General features: G+C 64.2%; 20 protein-coding genes. 15 read left to right on the top strand and 5 right to left on the bottom strand.

The features are described 5' to 3' along the window. Nucleotides 1-165: 165 nt before the first annotated feature. The 3 genes from NKJ08_RS25050 to NKJ08_RS25040 all read left to right on the top strand — a co-directional run bounded on the left by NKJ08_RS25050 (nt 166) and on the right by NKJ08_RS25040 (nt 2,024). Nucleotides 166-654, top strand: coding sequence for a CreA family protein (locus NKJ08_RS25050; protein WP_352783855.1), 489 nt, complete (start codon nt 166-168; stop codon nt 652-654). Nucleotides 655-781: 127 nt separating this feature from the next. Next, nucleotides 782-1,423: a DapH/DapD/GlmU-related protein gene (locus tag NKJ08_RS25045; RefSeq protein ID WP_352776579.1), complete on the top strand. Its 642-nt coding sequence runs from the start codon at nt 782-784 to the stop codon at nt 1,421-1,423. 169 nt (nt 1,424-1,592) lie between these two features. Beyond that, nucleotides 1,593-2,024: a low affinity iron permease family protein gene (locus NKJ08_RS25040; protein WP_352783852.1), complete on the top strand. Its 432-nt coding sequence runs from the start codon at nt 1,593-1,595 to the stop codon at nt 2,022-2,024. A gap of 69 nt (nt 2,025-2,093) precedes the next feature. Here the strand turns inward: NKJ08_RS25040 and NKJ08_RS25035 are convergent, their stop codons facing one another. Continuing rightward, nucleotides 2,094-2,966 (bottom strand): SDR family NAD(P)-dependent oxidoreductase, encoded by an 873-nt coding sequence (locus NKJ08_RS25035; protein WP_352783850.1) that lies wholly within the window; start codon nt 2,964-2,966, stop codon nt 2,094-2,096. Between the two features lie 130 nt (nt 2,967-3,096). Between NKJ08_RS25035 and NKJ08_RS25030 the strand changes: the two genes are divergently transcribed. Then, a complete protein-coding gene (locus NKJ08_RS25030) occupies nt 3,097-3,378 on the top strand; it encodes a hypothetical protein (protein ID WP_352524313.1) in 282 nt (93 codons plus the stop codon). A gap of 7 nt (nt 3,379-3,385) precedes the next feature. On the opposite strand, the gene NKJ08_RS25025 is transcribed toward NKJ08_RS25030, so the two are convergent. Next, on the bottom strand, nt 3,386-3,961 hold the full coding sequence (locus tag NKJ08_RS25025) for a TMEM175 family protein (RefSeq protein WP_352524315.1): 576 nt from the start codon (nt 3,959-3,961) through the stop codon (nt 3,386-3,388). 157 nt (nt 3,962-4,118) lie between these two features. On the opposite strand from NKJ08_RS25025, the gene NKJ08_RS25020 reads away from it, so the two are divergent. Next, nucleotides 4,119-5,327 (top strand): MFS transporter, encoded by a 1,209-nt coding sequence (locus tag NKJ08_RS25020; protein ID WP_352783846.1) that lies wholly within the window; start codon nt 4,119-4,121, stop codon nt 5,325-5,327. Between the two features lie 9 nt (nt 5,328-5,336). On the opposite strand, the gene NKJ08_RS25015 is transcribed toward NKJ08_RS25020, so the two are convergent. Next, nucleotides 5,337-6,809, bottom strand: a complete 1,473-nt coding sequence (locus NKJ08_RS25015) for an MATE family efflux transporter (RefSeq protein WP_352783844.1) — start codon at nt 6,807-6,809, stop codon at nt 5,337-5,339. A gap of 199 nt (nt 6,810-7,008) precedes the next feature. Between NKJ08_RS25015 and NKJ08_RS25010 the strand changes: the two genes are divergently transcribed. Next, a complete protein-coding gene (locus NKJ08_RS25010; RefSeq protein WP_352783842.1) occupies nt 7,009-7,797 on the top strand; it encodes a L,D-transpeptidase in 789 nt (262 codons plus the stop codon). A 56-nt stretch (nt 7,798-7,853) separates the two neighbouring features. Here NKJ08_RS25010 and NKJ08_RS25005 read toward each other — a convergent pair whose 3' ends face one another. Next, nucleotides 7,854-9,332 (bottom strand): esterase-like activity of phytase family protein, encoded by a 1,479-nt coding sequence (locus tag NKJ08_RS25005; protein WP_352524321.1) that lies wholly within the window; start codon nt 9,330-9,332, stop codon nt 7,854-7,856. A gap of 248 nt (nt 9,333-9,580) precedes the next feature. Between NKJ08_RS25005 and NKJ08_RS25000 the strand changes: the two genes are divergently transcribed. The 6 genes from NKJ08_RS25000 to NKJ08_RS24975 are packed head-to-tail and all read left to right on the top strand — an operon-like array spanning nt 9,581 to nt 16,041. Next, a complete protein-coding gene (locus NKJ08_RS25000; protein ID WP_352783840.1) occupies nt 9,581-10,570 on the top strand; it encodes a TIM barrel protein in 990 nt (329 codons plus the stop codon). A gap of 39 nt (nt 10,571-10,609) precedes the next feature. Further along, the gene (locus NKJ08_RS24995) at nt 10,610-11,671 is read left to right on the top strand and encodes a sugar ABC transporter substrate-binding protein (RefSeq protein WP_352783838.1); all 1,062 of its coding nucleotides are present in this window, start codon (nt 10,610-10,612) and stop codon (nt 11,669-11,671) included. A gap of 57 nt (nt 11,672-11,728) precedes the next feature. Beyond that, nucleotides 11,729-13,261: a sugar ABC transporter ATP-binding protein gene (locus tag NKJ08_RS24990; protein ID WP_352783836.1), complete on the top strand. Its 1,533-nt coding sequence runs from the start codon at nt 11,729-11,731 to the stop codon at nt 13,259-13,261. A gap of 16 nt (nt 13,262-13,277) precedes the next feature. Further along, on the top strand, nt 13,278-14,255 hold the full coding sequence (locus NKJ08_RS24985) for an ABC transporter permease (RefSeq protein ID WP_352783834.1): 978 nt from the start codon (nt 13,278-13,280) through the stop codon (nt 14,253-14,255). Then, complete coding sequence (locus NKJ08_RS24980; RefSeq protein ID WP_023676730.1) at nt 14,252-15,127, top strand: MurR/RpiR family transcriptional regulator; 876 nt, start codon at nt 14,252-14,254, stop codon at nt 15,125-15,127. The genes NKJ08_RS24985 and NKJ08_RS24980 overlap by 4 nt, the downstream gene beginning before the upstream one ends. Beyond that, on the top strand, nt 15,124-16,041 hold the full coding sequence (locus tag NKJ08_RS24975) for a ribokinase (RefSeq protein ID WP_352783831.1): 918 nt from the start codon (nt 15,124-15,126) through the stop codon (nt 16,039-16,041). Before NKJ08_RS24980 ends, NKJ08_RS24975 begins: the two co-directional genes overlap by 4 nt. A 10-nt stretch (nt 16,042-16,051) precedes the next feature. On the opposite strand, the gene NKJ08_RS24970 is transcribed toward NKJ08_RS24975, so the two are convergent. Next, nucleotides 16,052-17,077, bottom strand: coding sequence for a LacI family DNA-binding transcriptional regulator (locus tag NKJ08_RS24970; protein WP_352783829.1), 1,026 nt, complete (start codon nt 17,075-17,077; stop codon nt 16,052-16,054). A gap of 196 nt (nt 17,078-17,273) precedes the next feature. Here NKJ08_RS24970 and NKJ08_RS24965 point away from each other — a divergent pair, with 196 nt between their 5' ends. From NKJ08_RS24965 to NKJ08_RS24955, 3 genes are all read left to right on the top strand, one after another. Next, nucleotides 17,274-18,308 carry a Gfo/Idh/MocA family protein gene (locus NKJ08_RS24965; RefSeq protein WP_352783827.1) on the top strand — a complete coding sequence of 345 codons (1,035 nt, stop codon included), beginning with the start codon at nt 17,274-17,276 and terminating at the stop codon, nt 18,306-18,308. After that, complete coding sequence (locus tag NKJ08_RS24960; protein WP_352783882.1) at nt 18,308-19,213, top strand: sugar phosphate isomerase/epimerase family protein; 906 nt, start codon at nt 18,308-18,310, stop codon at nt 19,211-19,213. Before NKJ08_RS24965 ends, NKJ08_RS24960 begins: the two co-directional genes overlap by 1 nt. 103 nt (nt 19,214-19,316) lie before the next feature. Beyond that, nucleotides 19,317-20,330: a substrate-binding domain-containing protein gene (locus NKJ08_RS24955; RefSeq protein ID WP_352783824.1), complete on the top strand. Its 1,014-nt coding sequence runs from the start codon at nt 19,317-19,319 to the stop codon at nt 20,328-20,330. The last annotated feature ends 139 nt before the right edge of the window (nt 20,331-20,469 follow it).

Raw genomic sequence — 20,469 nt, 5'->3', positions numbered from 1 at the left:
CCGTGAAGGCCTTGGCTTGGCGAACACTCTTAGCGGTTCGGTCGCGCGGACGCAAAGATGTCGCGTTGCCGCAACCGGGCAATCCTGTGGGAAGGCGATCTGCTTGCAAAGCGCTGCCGTTCGTCCCACCTGAGGTCGGCAAAATTCGAACCGCAGGAGGTCTCTTTGCGAAAACTGATTGGCGGCGCGTTGGCCGTGTGCCTTGTCATTGGCGCCGGCGCTGCCGCCGCCGAGGAAGTCGGCAAGGTCGGCGTCGACTGGCTCGGCAACGACATCATCGTCGAGGCGATCAAGGATCCGAAGGTCGAAGGCGTGACCTGCCACGTCTCCTATTTCGACCGCGGCGTGATCGACCGCCTGCAGAAGGGCAATTGGTTCGAGGACCCGTCCGATTCTTCGATCTCCTGCCGCCAGACCGGGCCGATCACCATTGGCGACATCGACATGAGCGAGGCCGGCGAGGAGGTCTTCAAGCAAGGCATCAGCCTGATCTGGAAGAAGCAGGTGGTAAACCGCATCTACGACAAGGCCAACGAGACGCTGATCTACCTGTCGCATTCACGCCAGGTGCAGGACGGCTCGGCAAAAATGTCGCTCACCACCGTGCCGCTCTATGGCCAGAACGTGGTGTGGACCAACGGCAAGCCGAAATAGAATTGGCCGAAATAGAAATTAGCCGAAGTAGAAATTGAAAGTGCTGCAGCGTTCTTTGCGCGTCCAAACGGACGCGCGGCGCTGTAGTCGGCTTGCGAGACTATGCATGCCGGCGTAAAGCGCGCGCATGGATCGTCCCGAACACCTTGTCCTGAAAGATCCCGAGCCGCGCATACATCCGACGGCGGAGCTGAAGGCGTGCAAGCTTGGACGCTACGCGTCGATCGGCGAGCGGGTCATCCTGCGCGAGGTGACGGTCGGCGACTTCTCCTACTTCGAGCGTCACGCCGAGGCGATCTACACGACGATTGGCAAATTCTGCTCGATCGCCGCAAACAGCCGCATCAACGCGCTGGAGCATCCGGTCGAGCGGCTGACCCAGCACAAGATCAGCTACCGGCCTAACGAGTACTTCCGCTGGCTGGGTGTCGATCAGGCGTTCCGGGACCGGCGGCGGGCGAAAGCCGTCAGCATTGGCCATGATGTCTGGATCGGCCATGGCGCCGTGATCATGCCGGGCGTAGTGATCGGCAATGGCGCGATCGTCGGTGCCAATTCGGTGGTGACCCGCGACGTGCCGGCCTATGCCATTGTCGCCGGCGTTCCGGCCAGGCAACTGCGCCTGCGCTTCAGCGCGGAAACTGCCGCCCGGATCGAACGTCTCGCCTGGTGGGACTGGCCGGTCGAGAAGCTGGCCACGGCAGTTCCCGACATGCAGGCCTTGCCCATCGAGGCTTTCCTCGACCGCTGGGAAAACGGCGCCGCCTGACTTCGGGCCTATCTGCAAGCGGTCCGACGGCCTGCGCGATCTGCTCCTCCAACAATGTACCCGCGACCTTCCGCCACGAGGGAACCAGGAGCGGCTGCCAACTGTTTCTGCTGACACAATGAACTCGGCTTCCGTCCGGGTTCGTCGCCCGGCCGTTGAGGGAGTTTGAATGATTGAGAAGCTTTTCACCAGGATCGCCAACAACGTCGCCCATTTTGCCGGCCTGCCGCCGACGTTTGCCGTCTGTTTCCTGATCATCGTCGTCTGGGCGGCAAGCGGGCCGATGTTCGGCTTTTCGGACACCTGGCAGCTCGTCATCAACACCGGCACGACGATCGTCACCTTCCTGATGGTGTTTCTCATCCAGAACACCCAGAACCGCGATGGCGCCGCGATCCAGGCGAAGCTCGACGAATTGATCCGGGTCAGCACAGCCCAGAACACCTTCATCGGTATCGAACACCTGACCGAGACCGAGGTCGAAGAGATCCGCAAGAAATGCGAACAGGCAGCGAAGCGGCATGATCAGAAGGTTGCCGAGTTGGCAGCCGAGAAAGCCATGGCGAAGAAACGGAACACGAAGAAGCACGCGGCGGCGTGATATAAAGGTCCGGCGCATACCTGCGAAGATCGGACCCGGTTCTTTGCTACGTTGAGCTTCGGCTCGGGATCATGAGCTGCGCGTCATGAATGCCGCGAAAGCATCCTTGTAGTCCGGGTGCCAGCGCGACAGAGCAGGACGGTTCTCGATGATGTCGCCAATCGCCCAGGCCATGCGCTTTTCGTCCATGGACCGGGTCGCCTCGTTGTCAGGACACAGGATGTAGAAGTCGCCACGCAGCAGCGAGGCCAGCATGAAGTCGATGACCTGCTCGCCGGTCCAGGCTCCGGCCGGCTTTTCGGTGGCGCCTTCGGTCAGGCCGGTAAAAGTAAACCCCGGAATGAGCAAATGCGCCGCGATTTTGGTATCAGGCTCGTTGCGCAGCGCGTGCGCCAGGCCTTCGGTATAGGTCTTCACGCCCGCCTTGGAGACATTGTAGGCGAGGTTGCCGGGCGGCGTGGTGATGCCTTGCTTGGAGCCGGTGTTGACGATCAGGCCCGGCTTTCCCGCCGCCAGCATGCGCGGCGCAAAGGCCTCGACGCCATGCACGACACCCCAGAAATTGATGTCCAGCAGTCGCTTCCAGGCGTCGCGGCTTTCCCATGGCTTGCCGGGGTTGGTGCCGACGCCGGCATTGTTCATCAGCAGCGACACGTCGCCGAAGGTGCCGAATGCCTTTTCGGCCAGCCGGTCGAGCTCGTCGGCTTTCGAGACGTCGGTGGCGACGGCAAGTACGGCGCTGTCGCCGGCGATGGCGGCGACGGCGTGTCGGGCCTTATCGAGGCGTTCGCCGCCGATATCGGCCAGCACGAGGTTCAGGCCCAACGCCCCCTGCCGTTTGGCCGCGCCATGGCCGATGCCGCTGGCCGCGCCGGTGATGACGGCGACATTGCCGGAAGCGAGTGCGGGCAAAGCGGTCTGGATCTCGGCGTCGGTGGTCATGATTTTCTCCTGTTCTGGCCGCGGCGAACTTAGCGCGGGAAGAAGCTCGCGCAAGCAGGTGTCGGCATCTTCGGGTTGACCGCGTCGGCGGGCGCTGCGCATGCTGATATCGGAAAAGGAGACCTGACGATTGACCGACTGGATCGAGATCCTGAAAGAACAGACCGCCACCGGCGACCAGATGAGCCGCGAGGTGCCGCAGATGCTCGCCAATCCCGACATCAGCGAAGCGCAAGTGACGACGCTGTTTTCGGCGCTCGAAAAACAGGCCGAATTCGTCGAAAAGCTGCGCATGGCGCTGGAAAAATTCGGCCATGATTTTTCAGTGATCAAGGCGGCCGAGCGGCTGGAGGAGCGCTACGCCGACCTTGCCGCTTCGGTAGCGGAAAAACTGAAAGCAATGCGAGGCTAAACGGGGCCTATTTCTCGATCAGCCGCTCGAACCGCCTGTCCGGCACCAACCAGATCATCGCCACCAGGACATAGATCGAGACACCGATCCAGTGATTGACGAAGGTCAGCGCGATGGCGGAAAGATAGAGGACCAGCGAGATCTTTCCCTTGAGGTCGTTGCCCAACGCCCTGGCGAAGAGGGTCTCGTTGCCGTGCAGTCGATGCAGGGCCATGGTGAGGATGTTGAAGCCGATGGCGCAGAGCGCCAGGTCGACGCCATAGACGGCAACCGGCACCGGCGCGAAATGGTTCTCGCCCATGAAGGCCGTCGTCGCCGGCATCAGCGATAGCCAGAACAAGAGGTTGAGGTTCGCCCACAGCACGCGGCCGTCGACCCGCTGCACGGTATGGAACATATTGTGCAAATTGTTCCAGTAGATGCCGACATTGATGAAGGAAAGCACATAGCTGAGAAAGACGGGCCACAGCGGTGCCAGCGCCGAAAAATCCTCGCCATGCGGCACCTTCAATTCCAGCACCATGATGGTGATGATGATGGCGACCACGCCATCGGTGAATGCTTCGACCCGTCCCTTTCCCATACTTGCTTCCCTAACAATCCTCAAAACTTAAAAGAGGATATCACTCAGCGCCATCGGCAAAAGCTGCCAAATTTGTCAGGAGCAAGAGGGGGAGGGGGAACGGCTTACGCGAAAAAGGCGTTAGAGTGTCAGATCCCGAATATCAAAAGATCGAAAAATGACCGCTCACGCTCAAGTCATGACGCGCGATCACGAACTCGGCGGCAACGCTGCGGCGGCCGCCGTCGCTGCCATGATCGCGGCCCTTTTCGCTGGCAGCACGGCGCTGACGCCGCTTTACGTCATCTACAAGCAGGCCTTCGGCTTCTCGCAGATCACTTTGACGCTGGTCTATGCCGTCTACGTCGTCGGCAATCTGGCGGCGCTTTTGGTGTTCGGGCGCATGTCCGACGTCATCGGGCGCCGTCCGATGGCATTGGCCGGGATGGCGGTGGCCGTCGTCAGCGCCGCGTTCTTCCTGTTCGCCGAAAATGTCGCCTGGCTCGACATCGCCCGGATTCTGAGCGGATTGGCAATTGGGGTCGGCGCCGGCACCGGCACCGCCTGGCTCGCCGAATTGCTCTCGACCAACGACAAGTCACAGGCGGCGACGATTGCCACCAGCACCAACTTTCTCGGCCTCGGCCTTGGTGCGCTTGGGGCCGGCTTGCTCGCCGAATACGCGCCTTGGCCGCTCAGGCTGACATTCGTCGTCTACCTGGCAATGCTTGCGATTGTCACCATGCTGATCTGGCGTACGCAGGAAACCGTTTCGCGGCCGGGGAAACTGGCTGATGTCTCGATGCGGCCGCGGCTTTCGCTGCCTGATGACATCCGCGCGGGTTTCGTCGCGCCGGCGGTGACCGGCTTTGGCGCAATGTCGCTGGTCGGCTTTTATGCAGCACTGGCGCCGAGCATCCTGGCGCAGCAACTGCAGGTAACCAACCATGCCGAAGCTGGCGCTCTGTTCTTCGAACTGGCGATCGTGGCTGCCGCCACCATTCTGGGGACGACGCGTCTTTCGAGCCGAGCCACAATGTTTGCGGCACTTGCCCTGATGATCCCGACCGTTGCTCTGATCGTTGCGGCGCAGGTCTTGGCTTCGATGGCCATCATGATCGCCGCAACCGCCTTGTGCGGCGTGTCGGCGGCGTTCGGCTATCGCGGCGGCTTGCAGGTGGTGAACGAGATCGCGCCGGCCGACCGGCGCGCCGAAGTGGTTTCCGCTTTCTTCATCTGCTGTTTTTGCGGCAACGCACTGCCGGTTATCGGCATCGGCGTCCTGTCGACCATGGCAAGCGCGACCATGGCAAGCCTGGCCTTTGCCGGCATGATCGTCATCTTTTCCCTGGTGGCGCTCGGGTTTGGCGCGAAATACGCGCGCTGAGCCAGTCTTTCAGCCGTTCGGCGTCTCCGGCGAAAGATGCGCCCGCTGGCGCGGCACGCCGAGGCCGGTATCCGGCGGCTCGCCGGCAGCCGGCCGGTTCTCGATCATGTGCATGGTACGCCAGCGGCCGAAGCGATAATAGCCCGCGGCCAGCACGAGCGAGGTTATCGAGCCGGCCGGAAAGCTCCACCACAGCGCTTCCTCGCCGATCATGCTCCGGAAGAAATGAGCGAAACTGGTGCGTACCAGCAGCACCGAAATCACCAGGATGATCAGCGGTGGCATCACCGCGCCGCTGGCGCGCACGGTGGCGAAGAGCACGATGGTGATGCCGAACAGGATGAAGGACCAGGACGCCACGTTGTTGATGTGCACGGCGATGTCGATGGCCGCACTGTCGCTGCTGAGGAATAGGCTGAGCACCGCGCGGTCAAACAGGAACAGCAGCGCGACAAGTGCGCCGGTCAGGGCGAGGTTGAAACCGACGCCGGAGGCCGCTATGCGGCCGATCCTATCCCAGCGTCCGGCGCCGACATTTTGCGCCGCCATGGACGAGACCGCGGCGCCGATGGCGAGCGCCGGCATCTGAACGTAGGTCCAGAGCTGTGCGGCTATGCCGTAGGCGGCTGCGACCTGCGAGCCGTAGGCGTTGACCATGCCCATCACGGTCAGCGCCGCGGCCGAGACGACGATCATCTGCAGGCCCATCGGCACGCCCTTGACGACGACGATGCGCAGCAGCGTTGGGTCCGGCCGGAGCAGGGCGAGATTGGCGCCGGCCAGCCGCAGCGGATGCTTGCGCGCATAAAGCACGATCAGAATGGCAATCACGCTCACCGCCTGGCCGATCAGCGTCGAGGTGGCCGAGCCGGCGATGCCAAGTTCGGGGAACGGGCCGATGCCGCGGATGAGCAGTGGGTTCAGAATGACGTCAAGCACGACGGCCAGCGCCATGAAAAAGAAGGGCGTGCGCGAATCCCCGGCGCCGCGCAGCACCGTCATGACGAAGGAGAGCAGGTTCATCATCGGCACGGCGATGAATATGATGCGCAGATAGGAGCGGGCCAGCGGCAAGGCATCGGCCGGCGTGCCGAGCGCATTCAGGATCGCATCGACCCAGATCCAGCCGCAGACCGCGAACACCACCGAGACAAGAAAGAAGAACGTGGCGCTGGTGCCGACGATGCGGCGGGCTTCGGGCAGATCGCGGGCGCCGACGGATTGCGCGACCAGGATGGTCGCCGCCATGCCGATGCCGAATACCGTGCCGAGGATGAGAAACAGCACGAGGTTGGCGTTGGACGTGGCGGTCAGCGCCGCTTCGCCGAGGAAGCGGCCGACCCACACGGCATTGATCGAGCCGTTGAGCGATTGCAGCACATTGGAGCCGAGCACCGGCAGGGCGAAAAGCAGCAACGTGCGAGGGATGGGGCCACTGGTGAGATCGCCGGTCCGCCGGCGCGCGGGCATCTTATCGTCCATGGCAGGCAACTCGGCGACGGCTTATTTGGGTTCCGGTCCGCAATGATTGCCGATTTAACGGGACAGGTCGATGCGGCGTTGCAAATTCCGTCTAGCGCGCCTTGATCTAATCATGTTCTCAAAGCTTCCGGAATCGGATATTGATCCTGGATGCGGGGGGCCGCATTCCTTACTAAATCCTATGGGTAAGCGGGGGGGCATGTCCGATATTCCGTTGTTTTTTGAGCGCCTGAACCGGCGCGCGTTTCTCGGTGCATCCGCTTTGGGCGCGGCATCCGTGGCTCTTTCGGCGTGCACCACGACGGACGTGGTGACGCCGCCACTGACAGTGGCGCCAAGCGAACCGGCTTTCGGCGATGTCGCAAGCATGTATGCCGCGCGCGTCGACGAGGGCTATCAACTGCCGGCAATCCCGGTAGCCAAGATCGATCCGAAGTTCGTGCGCCAGATCGTGTCCGACCCGACCGGAGAAAAACCCGGCACGATCGTCGTCGATACCTCCGAGCACTTCCTCTATCTGGTGCGCGACGGCGGCAAGGCAATTCGCTATGGCGTCAGCCTCGGCAAGGCCGGCTTCGGATGGACCGGCAGCGCCGTGGTTCAGGCGAGGAAGAAGTGGCCGGTCTGGACGCCGCCGCCGGAAATGATCCAGCGCCGGCCGGAACTGGCGAAATACAAGGACGGCATGCCGCCCGGCCCGCAGAGCCCGCTAGGCGCCCGCGCGCTGTATCTCTTCCGCGACGGCAAGGACACGATGTACCGGCTGCACGGCACGCCGGAGTGGGATTCCATTGGGAAGAACGCCTCGTCCGGCTGTGTGCGCTTCATGAATCAGGACATTATCGACCTCTACAGCCGCGTCAACGGCGTCGCGCCGGTCTTCGTGCGCCCGAACCTGTCGGCCGCCGCGAAGACCACCGCCGTGTCGAACAGGACGGCCGAGCCGATCGATGCGGGTGTGCCAAAGGACGCAGAGATGTTGAGGTAAGTGCCTTCACGATCTCTAGGCGGATGCGGTCGGCGCGTCCGCCTGCATGGGTGTCGCTACTTCCCGGCCAAGCCGGGAATCGTGACCTGATAGACCAGGAACATGGTGTCGACATCGGCGCCGTCCTCGGCCTTGTAGGGCGCGCCGACCTGGAAGCCGTCCTGGGTGAGGAAGTCGTTGTCATTGGCAACGAACAGGAAATAGTCGTCGGGCAGCTTCGGATCGAGGACGCTCACCACCGACATCGCCTCCCACTTCTCTGAAAGGTTGTTGCGGTCGTTGGGCGCGCCATTGTGCAGTCCGAAGCGGCCGAGTTCGCTCTTGTCGTTGATGTCGATGAACGGCGTCAGCTTGGCCGGCGTCACCGATGGATCGAGCTCACCCTTGGGCGCCACTGGCTTGTCTTTGTCGAACTCGCTGCCGGCGATGTCGGTTGCCGCCGACACATCGACGATGCTGATCTCGCGATGGAGCGAAGTGTCGCCCTTCAGCCCCTGGCCGTTGCCGCTGTCGCGCGCCAGCATCAGAAAGGTCTTGTCCGACAGCGCCACGATCTCGCTCTGCGCGGCAATCTTGGTCTTGCCCTTGGCATCGGTGAACACCGGCAGCGGCACGATATATTCATGCGCGAGCTTGAGCTGGGCGGGATCCGAGGCATCGTAGACCAGCGCGCGCGTGTTCTGGCGCGTCGAGGCGGAATCGCCACCATCCTGCCGCGGGGCCGATTGCAACACGGCGATCAGGAACTTGCCATCCGGCGTCAGCGCCATGCCTTCGAGGCCCTGGTTGTTCTGGCGCCCGGTCTCGGGATCCTTCGGATCGGGCTCCGCCGCACCAGGCCCAGGATTGTCGGACGCGAAATTCGGCGTTCCATGACGCATCGGGACAAGGGCTGCCGGCGGCCGCGTTGCCGACATCAGATGGCCGTCGGCGGAGAAGCGGTAGATGTTCGGGCCGTATTCGTCCGAGATGAACATGGTGCCGTCGGACAGCCGCACGATCGCCTCGTCGTCGAGCGCGAGCTTGCCGTTGGCTTCGGGCAGGATCGGCATGTCGTCGGTCGCCGCACGCACGCCGTTGAGCGGATCGAGGCCGGTCGCATCGGCGCCCTTGTCGTCGGTCAAAAGCATGGTGTCGGCAAGCGTCGCCTTGACGCCCGACTGTTCCTGGCCGGCGGCTGGTACTGCACCCGGCGCGATCGGGGCGAACTCGATGGCAATCGTGTTGAGGCGCGGCCGGTAATCGGTGGTGCCGACGACATTGTAGCCGCGATCCGGCAACAGCCATAGCGACCCCTTGTAGCCGTCCGCGCCATGCGTCCAGCCGGCAGCGTCGATCGCCATGCCGGAGCCGGAGCCAAACGTCTCGCCGAACTTGTCCTTCTGGCTGGCCGGGATACGGCCGACGCCGACCAGCCCCTTGTTGACGAAGCTGACGCCACCGACGGTCGCGGAGTTGTCGGCCAAGGCCGGAGTCGAGGCGGTGAACATCGCCAGCGCGACGGCGAGGGACGCGGTTCGGTGCGGGTTTTTCATGGATATCCTCTTTGGTAACAAAGGTGCCGGACCTGAAAAAGCGCCGCGCCGCATCGACGATGCCGCGAAAGCCTTCGGAGAAGCGATCTAGGACGCGAACATGATATTTGCGTGACAGTGCCGCGCTTGCTTGTCCCCATGCGGTTGCAACTGGCCTGGGTCTGGCGAACTCGTCGCCGCCGAGAGGGCAATTAACAACTTTACAAATAATCATTCTTATGTGAAGTTATGACAATGAAAGGTCACCGATGACAGTCTATCGTTTCGCCACCCGCCTCAATTCCTTTGCCTCGCGGCCGCAGGCCGAGTGGCCTGATCTTGTCGGCAAACCGTCCATGCTGCAGATGGCGGCGCGTGCAGCGAAGGTTGCAGAGTTGACCGATCTCGACCTCAACTTTCCCGACCATGTCGATGAAAAGCCTGCGGAAATGGCGCGGAAACTTGGCGATCTCGGGCTTTCCATCAATGGTTTCGCCATGCGCTACTACTCTAATCCGGCCTTCAAGCTCGGCGCCTTCACCAACCCGGATCCTTCCGTTCGCCGCGAGGCCATCGACCTGACCAAGGCCGGCATCGACGCTGTTCGGGAGGCCGGCGCCAGCCTGATGACCTTGTGGCTCGGGCAGGATGGCTTCGACTATGCCTTCCAGGCTGACTACGCAGCGCTCTGGCAACACGAAATCGATGGTATTCGTGAAGTTGCGACGCATGATCCGGACTGCCGGATCAGCCTTGAATACAAACCCAACGAGCCGCGCTCCTACAGCCTGATGCCCGATGCGGCCACGACATTGCTGGCGATCCGCGAGATCGGCCTGCCCAATCTCGGCGTGACGCTCGATTTCGCCCATGTGCTCTATGCCGACGAGCAGCCGGCTTTCGCCGCCGCACTCGTGGCACGGCACAGCAACCTGCTCGGCGTGCACCTCAACGATGGCTACGCCAAGCGCGACGACGGCTTGATGGTCGGCGCGGTGCATACGGTTCAGACGATCGAGCTGCTCAGGCAGATCCGCCGCGACGGCTACGCCGGCGCCATCTATTTCGACACGTTCCCCGACATGACCGGGCTCGATCCGGTCCACGAATGCGAAGTCAACATCGCGACCGTCAAGCGCATGTTGCGCGTCGTCGATCGGCTGGAAAAGGACAACCGCCTTTCCACCGCCGTCGACCGTCAGGACGCGGTCGCGTCGCAGGCCATCATCCAGGAAGCCATGCTCGGGCCGGACAGCTGAGGCTCGCGCCATTACCGTTTCAACAAGGGAGGAAAGACCATGAAATTTCTGCTTGCCACCGCCACCGCCGCTGGCCTGATGGCGCTGTCCATCGGCTCGGCCTTTTCCGCGGACCTCGCGCCACTCAATTCCGACACCGAGAAGGATCGCATCGACTGGTCGCAGCTCGAGGCCAAGTTCGGGGCTTTCCCCAAGCTGCCCGAGGGCACCAAGGCGGGTGCGGTCTCCAAGACGCTGACCAACGAATACTGGCGCTCGCTGGGTGAGGGCTACAAGTCGTTCGGCGACCGTATCGGTGTGCCCATCGTCTACCAGGCGGCGCAGAGCGAGGGCGACCAGCTCGGCCAGCTCACCATCGCCGAAGGCCTGGTCACGCAAGGCTACAACGTGCTTCTCGTCTCGCCGCAGACCGACTCCAACTTGCAGCCGATCATGGAACAGGCCAAGGCCGCCAACGTGCCGGTGGTCAACGTCAATGACGCAGTCATCCCGCAGGCCGAGTACTATGTCGGCAACGTCCAGCGCGACAATGGCGTGCGCGTCGCCAAATGGTTCATCAAGAACCGGCCGGATGGGGGCAAGGTCGCCATCGTCGAAGGCCAGGCCGGCGTCTACGCCGCCGTCCAGCGCACCGACGGCTTCAAGACCACGATCACTGAAGCCGGCAAGTTCGAGGTTGTTGCCAGCGTCCCCGGCAACTGGGATCGCCAGACCTCCTACGACGCGGCCACCAACATCCTGCAGCAGCACCCCGACCTGATCGGCTTCTATGCCAACAACGACGGCATGGCGCTCGGCATCGTCGAAGCGGTCAAGGCCGCCGGCCTGCAGGACAAGGTCGCCGTCTTCGGCACCGACGGCATTTCCGACGCCTACGCTTCGATCCGCGCCGGCGAGCTGACCGGTACCGTCGACAGCTTCCCGGTGCTGACCGGCGAGGTGGCTCTGGAATCGGCGCTGCGACTGGTGGCCGGGCAGAAGCTGCCGCGCGTCGTTGCCACGCCGCAGGCGCTGATCACCAAGGACAATGCCGACCGTTACTCCGGCGGCGGCGATGCCGTGCGCAAGGCGCTGCTCGAGGACGCGGCAGCGGGCCAGTAGAGCAGGGGCGGCGGGTGCCGGCCTTGGGTCGGCATCCTTGCCTGGAGAACTGAAGCAATGTCAGTCATCCCGCGGCTGCAATTCGAGGGCATTTCCAAGGTGTTTCCGGCCGTGCGGGCGCTGAGCGATGTGTCCTTTTCGGTCGGCGCCGGCGAAATCCATGGCCTGCTTGGCGAGAACGGTGCCGGCAAGTCGACGCTGCTGCGCATCCTGTCGGGCGTCTACCGGCCGACAGCGGGAAGCGTGCTGATCGACGGCAAGCCGGTGACGCTGAACAACCCGGTCGCGGCACGCGCCGCGGGCGTGGCCATGATCCATCAGGAATTGCAGCAGGTGCCGCGCCTAAGCGTCGCCCAGAACATGTTCCTCGGCCGTCCGCTGACGCGCGGCGGCGTCTTCGTCGACCGGCGCGAGCAGGAACGCCGCGCTGCGGAAGCTCTCGCCGCCATCGACCCGACCATCGATCCGGCAGCCCCGCTTGGCAGCCTGAAGGTCGCGCAGCGGCAAATCGTCGAGATCGCCCGGGCGCTGCTCGACCGCGCCAGGATCGTGGCGATGGACGAGCCGACATCCAGCCTGACGCCAAGCGAGTTCGAACGGCTGGCCGAGGTGATTGCCGGTCTGGCGCGCGACGGTGTCGCGGTCGTCTATGTCTCGCACAAGCTGGACGAGGTGTTCGGCATCTGCCAGCGCGCCACCATCATGCGCGACGGTGTCGTGGTCGAAACCGTTGATCTCGCGCAGGTGTCGGAAAAGGCCGTCGTTTCGATGATGGTCGGCCGCGAGCTTGCCCAGGAACAGCACCGCCCGCATGCTTCCGGCGAGATCAGGCTGCGCGTGCGTGGCCTCGCCTCGGCGACCAAGGTCCACGACGTTTCGTTCGACCTGCATCGCGGCGAGGTGCTGGGCATTGCCGGCCTGGTCGGCTCGGGCCGCACCGAACTGCTGCGGCTGCTGGCCGGTGCCGACCGCGTCTCATCAGGCACAATAGAGATCGACGGCAAGGCGACAAAACTTTCCAGTCCGCGCGACGCCATCGCGGCCGGCATCGGCCTGGTGCCGGAGGAGCGCAAGCGCGAAGGCATCGTGCCGTTGCGGTCAATCTACAGCAACATGGCGCTGGCCTCGATGAGCGTGTTCGCGCCGCGCGGCCTCATCGACCACCGCCGGCTGAAGCGCGTGGCAGCCGAGAAGATGAAACGCGTCAATCTCAGACCGTTCCTGCTCGACCGGCCGATCCGCCTATTCAGCGGCGGCAACCAGCAGAAGGCGATCATCGGCCGCTGGCTGGCGGCGGGAACGCGGATCCTTCTGTTCGACGAGCCGACGCGCGGCATCGATGTCGGCTCCAAGGCGGAGATCTACCACCTGATCGAGGAGCTCGCCGCCGAAGGCCATTCGGTCGTCGTCGTTTCGTCCGAGTTGCCCGAGGTGATCCGGCTCGCCGACCGCGTGCTGGTCATGCGCGACGGCACGGTCGCCGCCGAACTGGGCCGCGCAAGTCTCAGCGAACAGGCGATCGCCGCGCACGCCATACCCCAAACGGAGACTCAGGCCGGCAAGGCGCAACGCCGTCGGGCCGGTGCATAACGGACAGGACCAGCGGATGACCGACATAACCGAACACACAGCAGCGCGCCCAAGATTTGATTTCCTGCACCGGTTTTCCTTGCGCGACGCCGGCACGCTGATCGGACTGGTGGTTATCCTCGCCGTCTTCGGGGCGCTGGTCCCGGGCTTCTTTGCCGAGCGCAACCTGATCAACATCCTGCAGCAATCGAGCATCAATGCCTGCCTGGCGTTGGGCATGACGCTGGTAATCATCTCGGGCGGCATCGATCTGTCCGTCGGGCCGACGGCAGCTCTTTCGGCCGTCATCTCGGCCTCGATGCTGGTTGCCGGCGTGCCGTTTCCGCTGGCCATCACCGCCGGCTTCGCCATCGGCCTCGCCTGCGGCCTGCTCAACGGCGTGCTGGTCGCCTATGTCGGGCTGCAGCCCTTCATCGTCACGCTGGGAACGCTCAGCACCTACCGGGCGCTGGCGCTGATCTATACCGGCGGCAATCCGGTGCTCGGCCTGCCTGCCGGCTTTCGCGCCATCTTCAATGGCTCGCTGTTCGGATTGCCGTTGGCGGTCGTCATCGTGGCCGTGGTCGCGCTGGTTGCCTGGATCATCCTCAAGAAGACGCCGTTCGGCGAATATCTGCTCGCCGTCGGCGGCAATGAGGAGGCGGCCTACATAGCCGGCGTGCCGATCGCCCGCACCAAGATCGCCGCCTATATGATCTCGGGCCTGCTGGCAGCTCTTGCCGCGCAGATCCTGATCGGCCGACTGGGTGCCGCAGAGCCGATTCTCGGCAACCTCTGGGAGCTCGACGCGATCGCCGCGGCGGCCATCGGCGGCGCCTCGCTGATGGGCGGCAAGGGCAGCGTGGTCGGCACCATTCTGGGTGCCGTCATCCTCGGCGCTATGCGCAACGGCCTGACGCTGATGAATGTCCAGTCCTTCTATCAGCTGCTGGCAACTGGCCTTATAATCCTCGCCGCGATGCTTATCGATCGCGTGACGAGGGGACGTGGATGACCTTGACCGGGCTGGACCTGAAAGCAGTAGGACCGCGCATTCGCATGATGATGCCGCATCTGACGCCGCTCGAGGCGAAGGTGGTTGAAACCGTCTTCGGACGGCGCGGCTTCGACGAGACCATACCGCTCAAGCAGATCGCCGAGGAGGCCGGTGTCTCGGAGGCGATGGTGGTCAAGATCGCCAAGAAGCTGGGTTTTTCCGGCTATCGCGACTTTCGCACGGCGGTCTATGAATACAGCCGCCTGCCGACCGCCGAGATGCATCAGGAGCTGTCGGTGGACGACAGTTCGGCCGAGATCGTGCAGAAGGTGTTCCGCACCTCTATCCAGGCGCTGGAGGAGACGCTCGCCATCCTCGACATGGACGATTTCGACCGTGCCGCCGATCTGCTTTACCGCGCCAGGAATCGCGATTTCTACGGCGTCGGCGGCTCGGCGCAGATCGCACGCGACGTCTCGCATAAATTCCTGCGCATCGGCATCCGCACCTCCGTTTACGACGATTCGCACATGATGCTGATGTCGGCCTCGCTGCTCGGCGCGGACGACATCGCCGTCGGCTTCTCGCATTCCGGCAACACCAGCGCCGTCATCGACGCCATCCAACTTGCGCGCAAAAGCGGCGCGCGCACGCTGGCCATCACCAACTATGACAACTCGCCATTGGCAGCCGTCGCCGACATCGTGCTTTGCTCGACCGCCCAAGGCTCGCCGTTGATGGGTGAGAACGCAGCGGCGCGCATTGCCCAGCTCAACATTCTCGACGCGCTGTTCGTGGCGGTCGCGCAACGCGACTACCAGGCGGCGGAGCGCAATCTCGGCCGCACCATGTCTGCGGTGACGTCGAAACGGAAAGATAAGGGCACATGACGGCTTCCCCGCCGCTGGTGACCGTATTCGGCAGCCTGCATTACGACATCATGGTCGAAGCCCCCGATCGCCCGCGCAAGGGCGAAACGGTGACCGGCCATACCTGGCATCCAAAATGCGGCGGCAAGGGCGGCAACCAGGCGGTGTCGGCAGCGCGGGCCGGCGTGCGTGCGGCAATGATCGGAGCTGTCGGCGACGACGATTTCGGCCGCGCGCTTCTCGACAATCTCGATCGCAAGGGCGTCGACCAGCGCTTCGTGGGAGTGGCTTCGGGCGCCGGCTCGGGCATGAGCGTAGCGATTTTCGACGACAGCGGCGACTATGGCGCGGTGATCGTCTCGGGCAGCAATCTCACTCTCGGCGAAAAGGACATTACTGAGGCGGCCGAGCTGATCGCGCAAACGGCGGTTCTGCTGCTGCAAAACGAGGTACCGGAAGCCGCCAACATTGCCGCGGCGCGAGCGGTGAAGGCGCATGGCGGCCGCGTCGTTCTCAATGCGGCGCCGGCGCGAAAGCTGACAGCCGAACTGATCGCGCTGACCGACATCGTCATCGTCAACGCCATCGAGGCGGAGTTCCTGGCCGGCGTTTCGGTCGTCGACACGCTCGAGGGTGCTGCGAAGGCGGCCGGCATGCTCGTCGGTTTCTATCCGGCTGCAATCGTCACGGCCGGCGGCGAGGGCGTTGCCTATTGCGACCGCGACGGCCAGGCATTCGCCTTGCCGGCGATGCCGGTGGAGGTGGTCAGCACCCACGGTGCCGGTGATGAATTCGTCGCCGCCTTTGCGGCGTGGCTTGCGCGTGGAGAGCCCGTCGAGGCGGCACTTGCCGCCGCCAATGCCGCCGCTGCCTCGCTGGTCGCAACGCCGGAGCGCGAGCGCGGGGGTCTTGATCAATCTGAGCCTGCTCAGTGACCGCCGCGATTCAATCGCTGTCGCGCGCGATCAGTTCCAGCGGCCAGACTTCACGGATGATGCGTGCGCCTTCGGCGCCGGCGTAAGCCGGGATCGATGCCAGCAGCATTTCGGCCAACCGCTCGCCCATCGGCTCAAGCGCCGGGCGGAAGCCGGTCAGCGCCGGCGAAAAATAGCGGCAGAGCGGAGTGTCGACGATGACGATCACCGCGATGTCGTGGCCGGGCTTGATGCCCGCCTCGGCCAAAGCCTTGCAGCCGCCAAGCGCCATCGCGTCGTTGTTGAAGATGATGGCGGTCGGCGGGTCCTTGGAGCGCATGACCTTCGGCGTCACCGCGTAGCCGCCGGCCTCGTTGATGAAGCCGTCGGCGATCAACTCGGGGTCGAATTCGATGCCGTGCCGCCGCAACGCCTTGCGATAGCCGGCGAGGAACAGATAGCCGAAATTGAGGTCGAGCGACGGGCGGATGGCGGCGATGCGGCGGTGACCGCGCGCGACGAGACGATCCACCGCGTCAGCCCCGGCTTTTTCGAAATCGAGGTCGAGCGAGGGATAGGAATCGCCGCCGGAGCGGCTGCGGCCGAGCGTCGCGAACGGGAAACCGGCCTGGGTCAAATAGTCGATGCGCTCGTCCTCGCGCCGCGTCCAGGCCAGCACCACCGCATCGGCCCGCCGCGTCTCGACGACACGGCGCAGGCGCTCCTGCTGATAGTCGCCCGGCGCGCCCATCACCACGATCAGGTCGAGGCCGCTTTCGGCGAGCTTGGCCTGCAACCCGGTCAGGAACGGAATGAAGAACGGCTCGCCATATTCCTGGTCGCCCGGATGAGGCTGCAGCATGAAGGCGATCGAATGGGTGGCGCCGCGCCGCAGGCTGCGGCCGGACTGGTTCGGCGAATAATTCAGCTTCTTGGCCGCATCGAGCACGCGCTGGCGTGTATTGGCGTTGACGTCGGCGCGGCCGTTGAGCGCGCGCGACACCGTGCCGATCGAAATGTTCAGGTGACGCGCAAGGTCGTGAATGCTGGACGCCAAAGGACAGTTCTCCCCCTTGCTTGGCTAGCACCGGCTGCTCTCCGGGCCAAGCCGACACCACGATTTTTCGCAGCCGGCCAATTGACATTCTACGCCACCGGGTGTGTTCTCGTAAACGTTTACGGAAAACGTTTCACGGCCCTGCCGTGAACGCCGTGAGGATCGGTCTGGAGGGGCCGAGAGGGAGGAGCACTGGATGATCAATGTCGTCCTGGTCGGCTGCGGAGCGATGAGCAAGGCCTGGCTCGATGCGGCCAGGCAGATCGACGGGCTCGCCATTGTCGGTCTGGTCGATATCGACGCCGAAAGGGCGCGGGCAAGGGCACGCGAATACGAGCTTTCGAGCGCCGTCATCGGAACCGACCTCGACGCCGTGCTCGACCAGACCACGCCAGACGCGGTGTTCGACGTGGTGGTTCCCGCCGCCCGCCGCGAGGTTGCGCTTTCCGCCTTTGCCCATCATTGCCACCTGCTGACCGAAAAGCCACTCGCCGACAGCCCGGACAATGCGCGTGCCATTGTCGAGGCCGCCGGCAGCGCTGGGCGTATCCATGCCGTCGTGCAGAACCGCCGCTATGTCGCCAATGTCAGACGCATCCGGCGCTTGCTCGACTCCGGCGCAATTGGTGCGCCAACCAGCATCCACGCCGATTTCTTCGTCGCGCCGCATTTCGGCGGTTTTCGCGAAGAGATGCGCCATGTGCTGCTGCTCGACATGGCGATCCACACATTCGACGCGGCCCGCTACATGGTGGCCGGCGAACCGGCCGGCGTCTATTGCCAGGAGTGGGAGCCGACCAATTCCTGGTATCGGCAAGGGTCGTCGGCAACTGCAAGCTTCGACCTCGGCGGCGGCAAGCTGTTCACCTATGCCGGCAGCTGGTGCGCGGCCGGCTTCCGCACCAGTTGGGACAGTACATGGCGGATCGTCGCCGAGCGCGGCAGCATTGTCTGGGACGGCGAGGACGGGCTGAAGGCGGAAGTCGTGCAGCCGGTCCGTGAAGGCCTGTTCGACCGCACCGAACCGATAGCCGTGCCGCCGCTCGACCCGGCCGATCGCGTCGGCGGCCATCTCGGCATTATCCAGGATTTCGTCCGCGCCATTGAAACCGGCACCGCGCCGGAGACGCGCGGCGCCGATAATATCAAGAGCCTGGCCATGGTTTTCGCTGCAATCGAGAGCGCCGAAACCGGGCGCCGGGTCGCTATCACTGCACAGGAAGGATCATGATGCCAAACCCGCTGCTCGACATCAGGATCGGCACAATGGTGAGGGCCAATCTCGACGACCCGGCCGCCTATATCAGGCAGATTCTGCCGCTCGGCTTCGAGAGCATCCAGCCGTTCTTCTGGCAGACGCTGGGCGGCAAGGACATTCCACGGCTGGCAGGCGAGATCCGCGAGGCGATCGGCGATGCCGATGTCGTCATTTCGTCGATCGGCGTGTTCGGCAATCCGCTGGAGAGCGGCGAAGTCGATCGCGGCGTCCTTCAGGCCTGGGAAACGATCATCGACAACGCGCATCTGTTCGGCACCAGCATGGTCAGCGGCTTCACCGGCCGCGTCCGCGGCAAGCCACTGCCCGACAGCCTGCCGCGCTTCCGCGAGGTCTGGGGGAAGCTGGCAAAGCGGGCCGCCGACAAGGGCGTGCGCATTGCTTTCGAGAACTGCGCCATGGACGGCAACTGGGCGAGCGGCGACTGGAACATCGCCCATAATCCGGACGCCTGGGAGCTGATGTTCAACGAGTTGCCGGACGACAATCTCGGCCTGGAGTGGGAGCCCTGTCATCAGCTGGTCTACCTGATCGACCCGATCCCGCAGATCCGCAAATGGGCGCCGCGCATCTTCCACGTCCATGGCAAGGACGCGACGGTGCGCTGGGACGTGATCCGCGAACATGGCGTGTTCGGTCGCCTGCCGTTCGTGCAGATGCGCACGCCGGGCTTCGGCGACAGCGACTGGACGCGGGTGATCAGCGAATTGCGGCTCGCCGGCTATAAGGGCGCCATCGATATCGAAGGCTGGCACGACCCGGTCTATCGCGGCGACCTCGAGATTACAGGGCAGGCTCGGGCGCTGGACTATCTCAAGCAATGCCGGGGAGGCGCGACCTATCTGCCGAACCCGGCTTGAGGATCGGCCGGCGGGAGGTGCCGGCCAGCGAAAGATTGCGGCGCGTTGCCGAAGCGATCGTCGAAACCCCTCGGCTAGCGAGGGAACAAAGGGAGGAACGTGCATGAGCATTACGATGAGAAGGACAGTTCTGCGCTCGACCGTCGCGGCGGCCGTCACGGCGTTCGCCGCCGCACTCTCGACCTTGCCGGCGCAGGCGCTCGATGCCCAGTGGTGCAAGGACGTCCATATCCGCTTCTTCGTCGGCGGCGCCGAGGGCGATGCCTTCGGCACCATCGTCTACAATGGCGCCAAGCAGGCGGCAGCCGATCTCGGACCCAAGGTCGACTACATCTTTTCCCAGTGGGATGTCGAGAAGATGGTGCAGCAGCTGCGCGAGGCTGTCGCGGTCAAGCCCGGCGGCATCGCCATGATGGGCCACCCGGGCGACGCTTCGATCATGCCGCTGGCCGAACAGGCGCACAAGGACGGCATCAAGATGATGTACCAGAATGTGCCGGTGCCGAAGGTCACGGCGGCGTTCGGCGGCGGCTATGTCGGCGCCCAGCAAGAGCAGCAGGGCCGCGCGCTTGGCGCCGAGGCGGTCAAGCTGGCCGGGCTCAAGGCCGGCGACAAGACGATCATGATCGGCCCGTTCGAGAACGAAAGCCGCGGCGCGCGCGAGCGCGGCACTGTCGCTGCCCTCAAGGAAGCGGGCGTCGAGGTCATACAGCTCTCCTCGCCGCCAAGCGGCGAATGGGCTTCCGACCCCAATCTCGCCATTCCGGTGATCACCGCGGCACTGCTCAACAATCCCGACGTCAAGGCGGTTGGCTATCCCGGTGGACAGATGCTCGGCAACGTCGCCACTTACATGCAGGCGGCGGGCAGGAAGCCGGGCGATATCTTCAACTTCGGCTTCGACACCAGCCCGCAGATCGTCGAGGGCTTCAAGGGCGGCTGGGTCCAGCTGACGGCCGACCAGCAGCCGTTCCTGCAAGGCTATCTGCCGGTCCTCAGTCTCTGCCAGCAGGTGGTGCTCGGCCTTGCGCCGATGAATGTCGACACCGGCGCCGGCTTCGTCACGCCACAGAATTACGAGATCGTCGCCGAGCTCGCCAAGCAGGCGCTGCGCTGACCTCCCAAGCCGTCGGCCGGGGTCGCGCCCCGCCGGCGGGCCCCCCGGCGCAAAAGCCGGCACGCGCCCATCTGGGTCGTATAGACCTCTCCGAGCCCCCCAGCCAACAGGCGCAGGGGGGGGGGGGGGGGGGGGGGGT

Origin of the sequence: Mesorhizobium sp. M0244, assembly GCF_040321795.1 — a bacterium.
In the GTDB taxonomy this organism is placed as follows: Bacteria; Pseudomonadota; Alphaproteobacteria; order Rhizobiales; family Rhizobiaceae; genus Mesorhizobium.
Note: the sequence above shows the minus strand (reverse complement) of the source record. Positions and strands in the feature narration are given on the sequence as shown.

Bases quoted from the DNA above. Each gene is read 5' to 3' on its own strand.
- NKJ08_RS25045 (WP_352776579.1), top strand. From the start codon at position 782: ATGGATCGTCCCGAACACCTTGTCCTGAAAGATCCCGAGCCGCGCATA.
- NKJ08_RS25040 (WP_352783852.1), top strand. From the start codon at position 1,593: ATGATTGAGAAGCTTTTCACCAGGATCGCCAACAACGTCGCCCATTTT.
- NKJ08_RS25035 (WP_352783850.1), bottom strand. From the start codon at position 2,966: ATGACCACCGACGCCGAGATCCAGACCGCTTTGCCCGCACTCGCTTCC.
- NKJ08_RS25025 (WP_352524315.1), bottom strand. From the start codon at position 3,961: ATGGGAAAGGGACGGGTCGAAGCATTCACCGATGGCGTGGTCGCCATC.
- NKJ08_RS25020 (WP_352783846.1), top strand. From the start codon at position 4,119: ATGACCGCTCACGCTCAAGTCATGACGCGCGATCACGAACTCGGCGGC.
- NKJ08_RS25015 (WP_352783844.1), bottom strand. From the start codon at position 6,809: ATGGACGATAAGATGCCCGCGCGCCGGCGGACCGGCGATCTCACCAGT.
- NKJ08_RS25010 (WP_352783842.1), top strand. From the start codon at position 7,009: ATGTCCGATATTCCGTTGTTTTTTGAGCGCCTGAACCGGCGCGCGTTT.
- NKJ08_RS25005 (WP_352524321.1), bottom strand. From the start codon at position 9,332: ATGAAAAACCCGCACCGAACCGCGTCCCTCGCCGTCGCGCTGGCGATG.
- NKJ08_RS25000 (WP_352783840.1), top strand. From the start codon at position 9,581: ATGACAGTCTATCGTTTCGCCACCCGCCTCAATTCCTTTGCCTCGCGG.
- NKJ08_RS24995 (WP_352783838.1), top strand. From the start codon at position 10,610: ATGAAATTTCTGCTTGCCACCGCCACCGCCGCTGGCCTGATGGCGCTG.
- NKJ08_RS24990 (WP_352783836.1), top strand. From the start codon at position 11,729: ATGTCAGTCATCCCGCGGCTGCAATTCGAGGGCATTTCCAAGGTGTTT.
- NKJ08_RS24985 (WP_352783834.1), top strand. From the start codon at position 13,278: ATGACCGACATAACCGAACACACAGCAGCGCGCCCAAGATTTGATTTC.
- NKJ08_RS24980 (WP_023676730.1), top strand. From the start codon at position 14,252: ATGACCTTGACCGGGCTGGACCTGAAAGCAGTAGGACCGCGCATTCGC.
- NKJ08_RS24975 (WP_352783831.1), top strand. From the start codon at position 15,124: ATGACGGCTTCCCCGCCGCTGGTGACCGTATTCGGCAGCCTGCATTAC.
- NKJ08_RS24965 (WP_352783827.1), top strand. From the start codon at position 17,274: ATGATCAATGTCGTCCTGGTCGGCTGCGGAGCGATGAGCAAGGCCTGG.
- NKJ08_RS24960 (WP_352783882.1), top strand. From the start codon at position 18,308: ATGCCAAACCCGCTGCTCGACATCAGGATCGGCACAATGGTGAGGGCC.
- NKJ08_RS24955 (WP_352783824.1), top strand. From the start codon at position 19,317: ATGAGCATTACGATGAGAAGGACAGTTCTGCGCTCGACCGTCGCGGCG.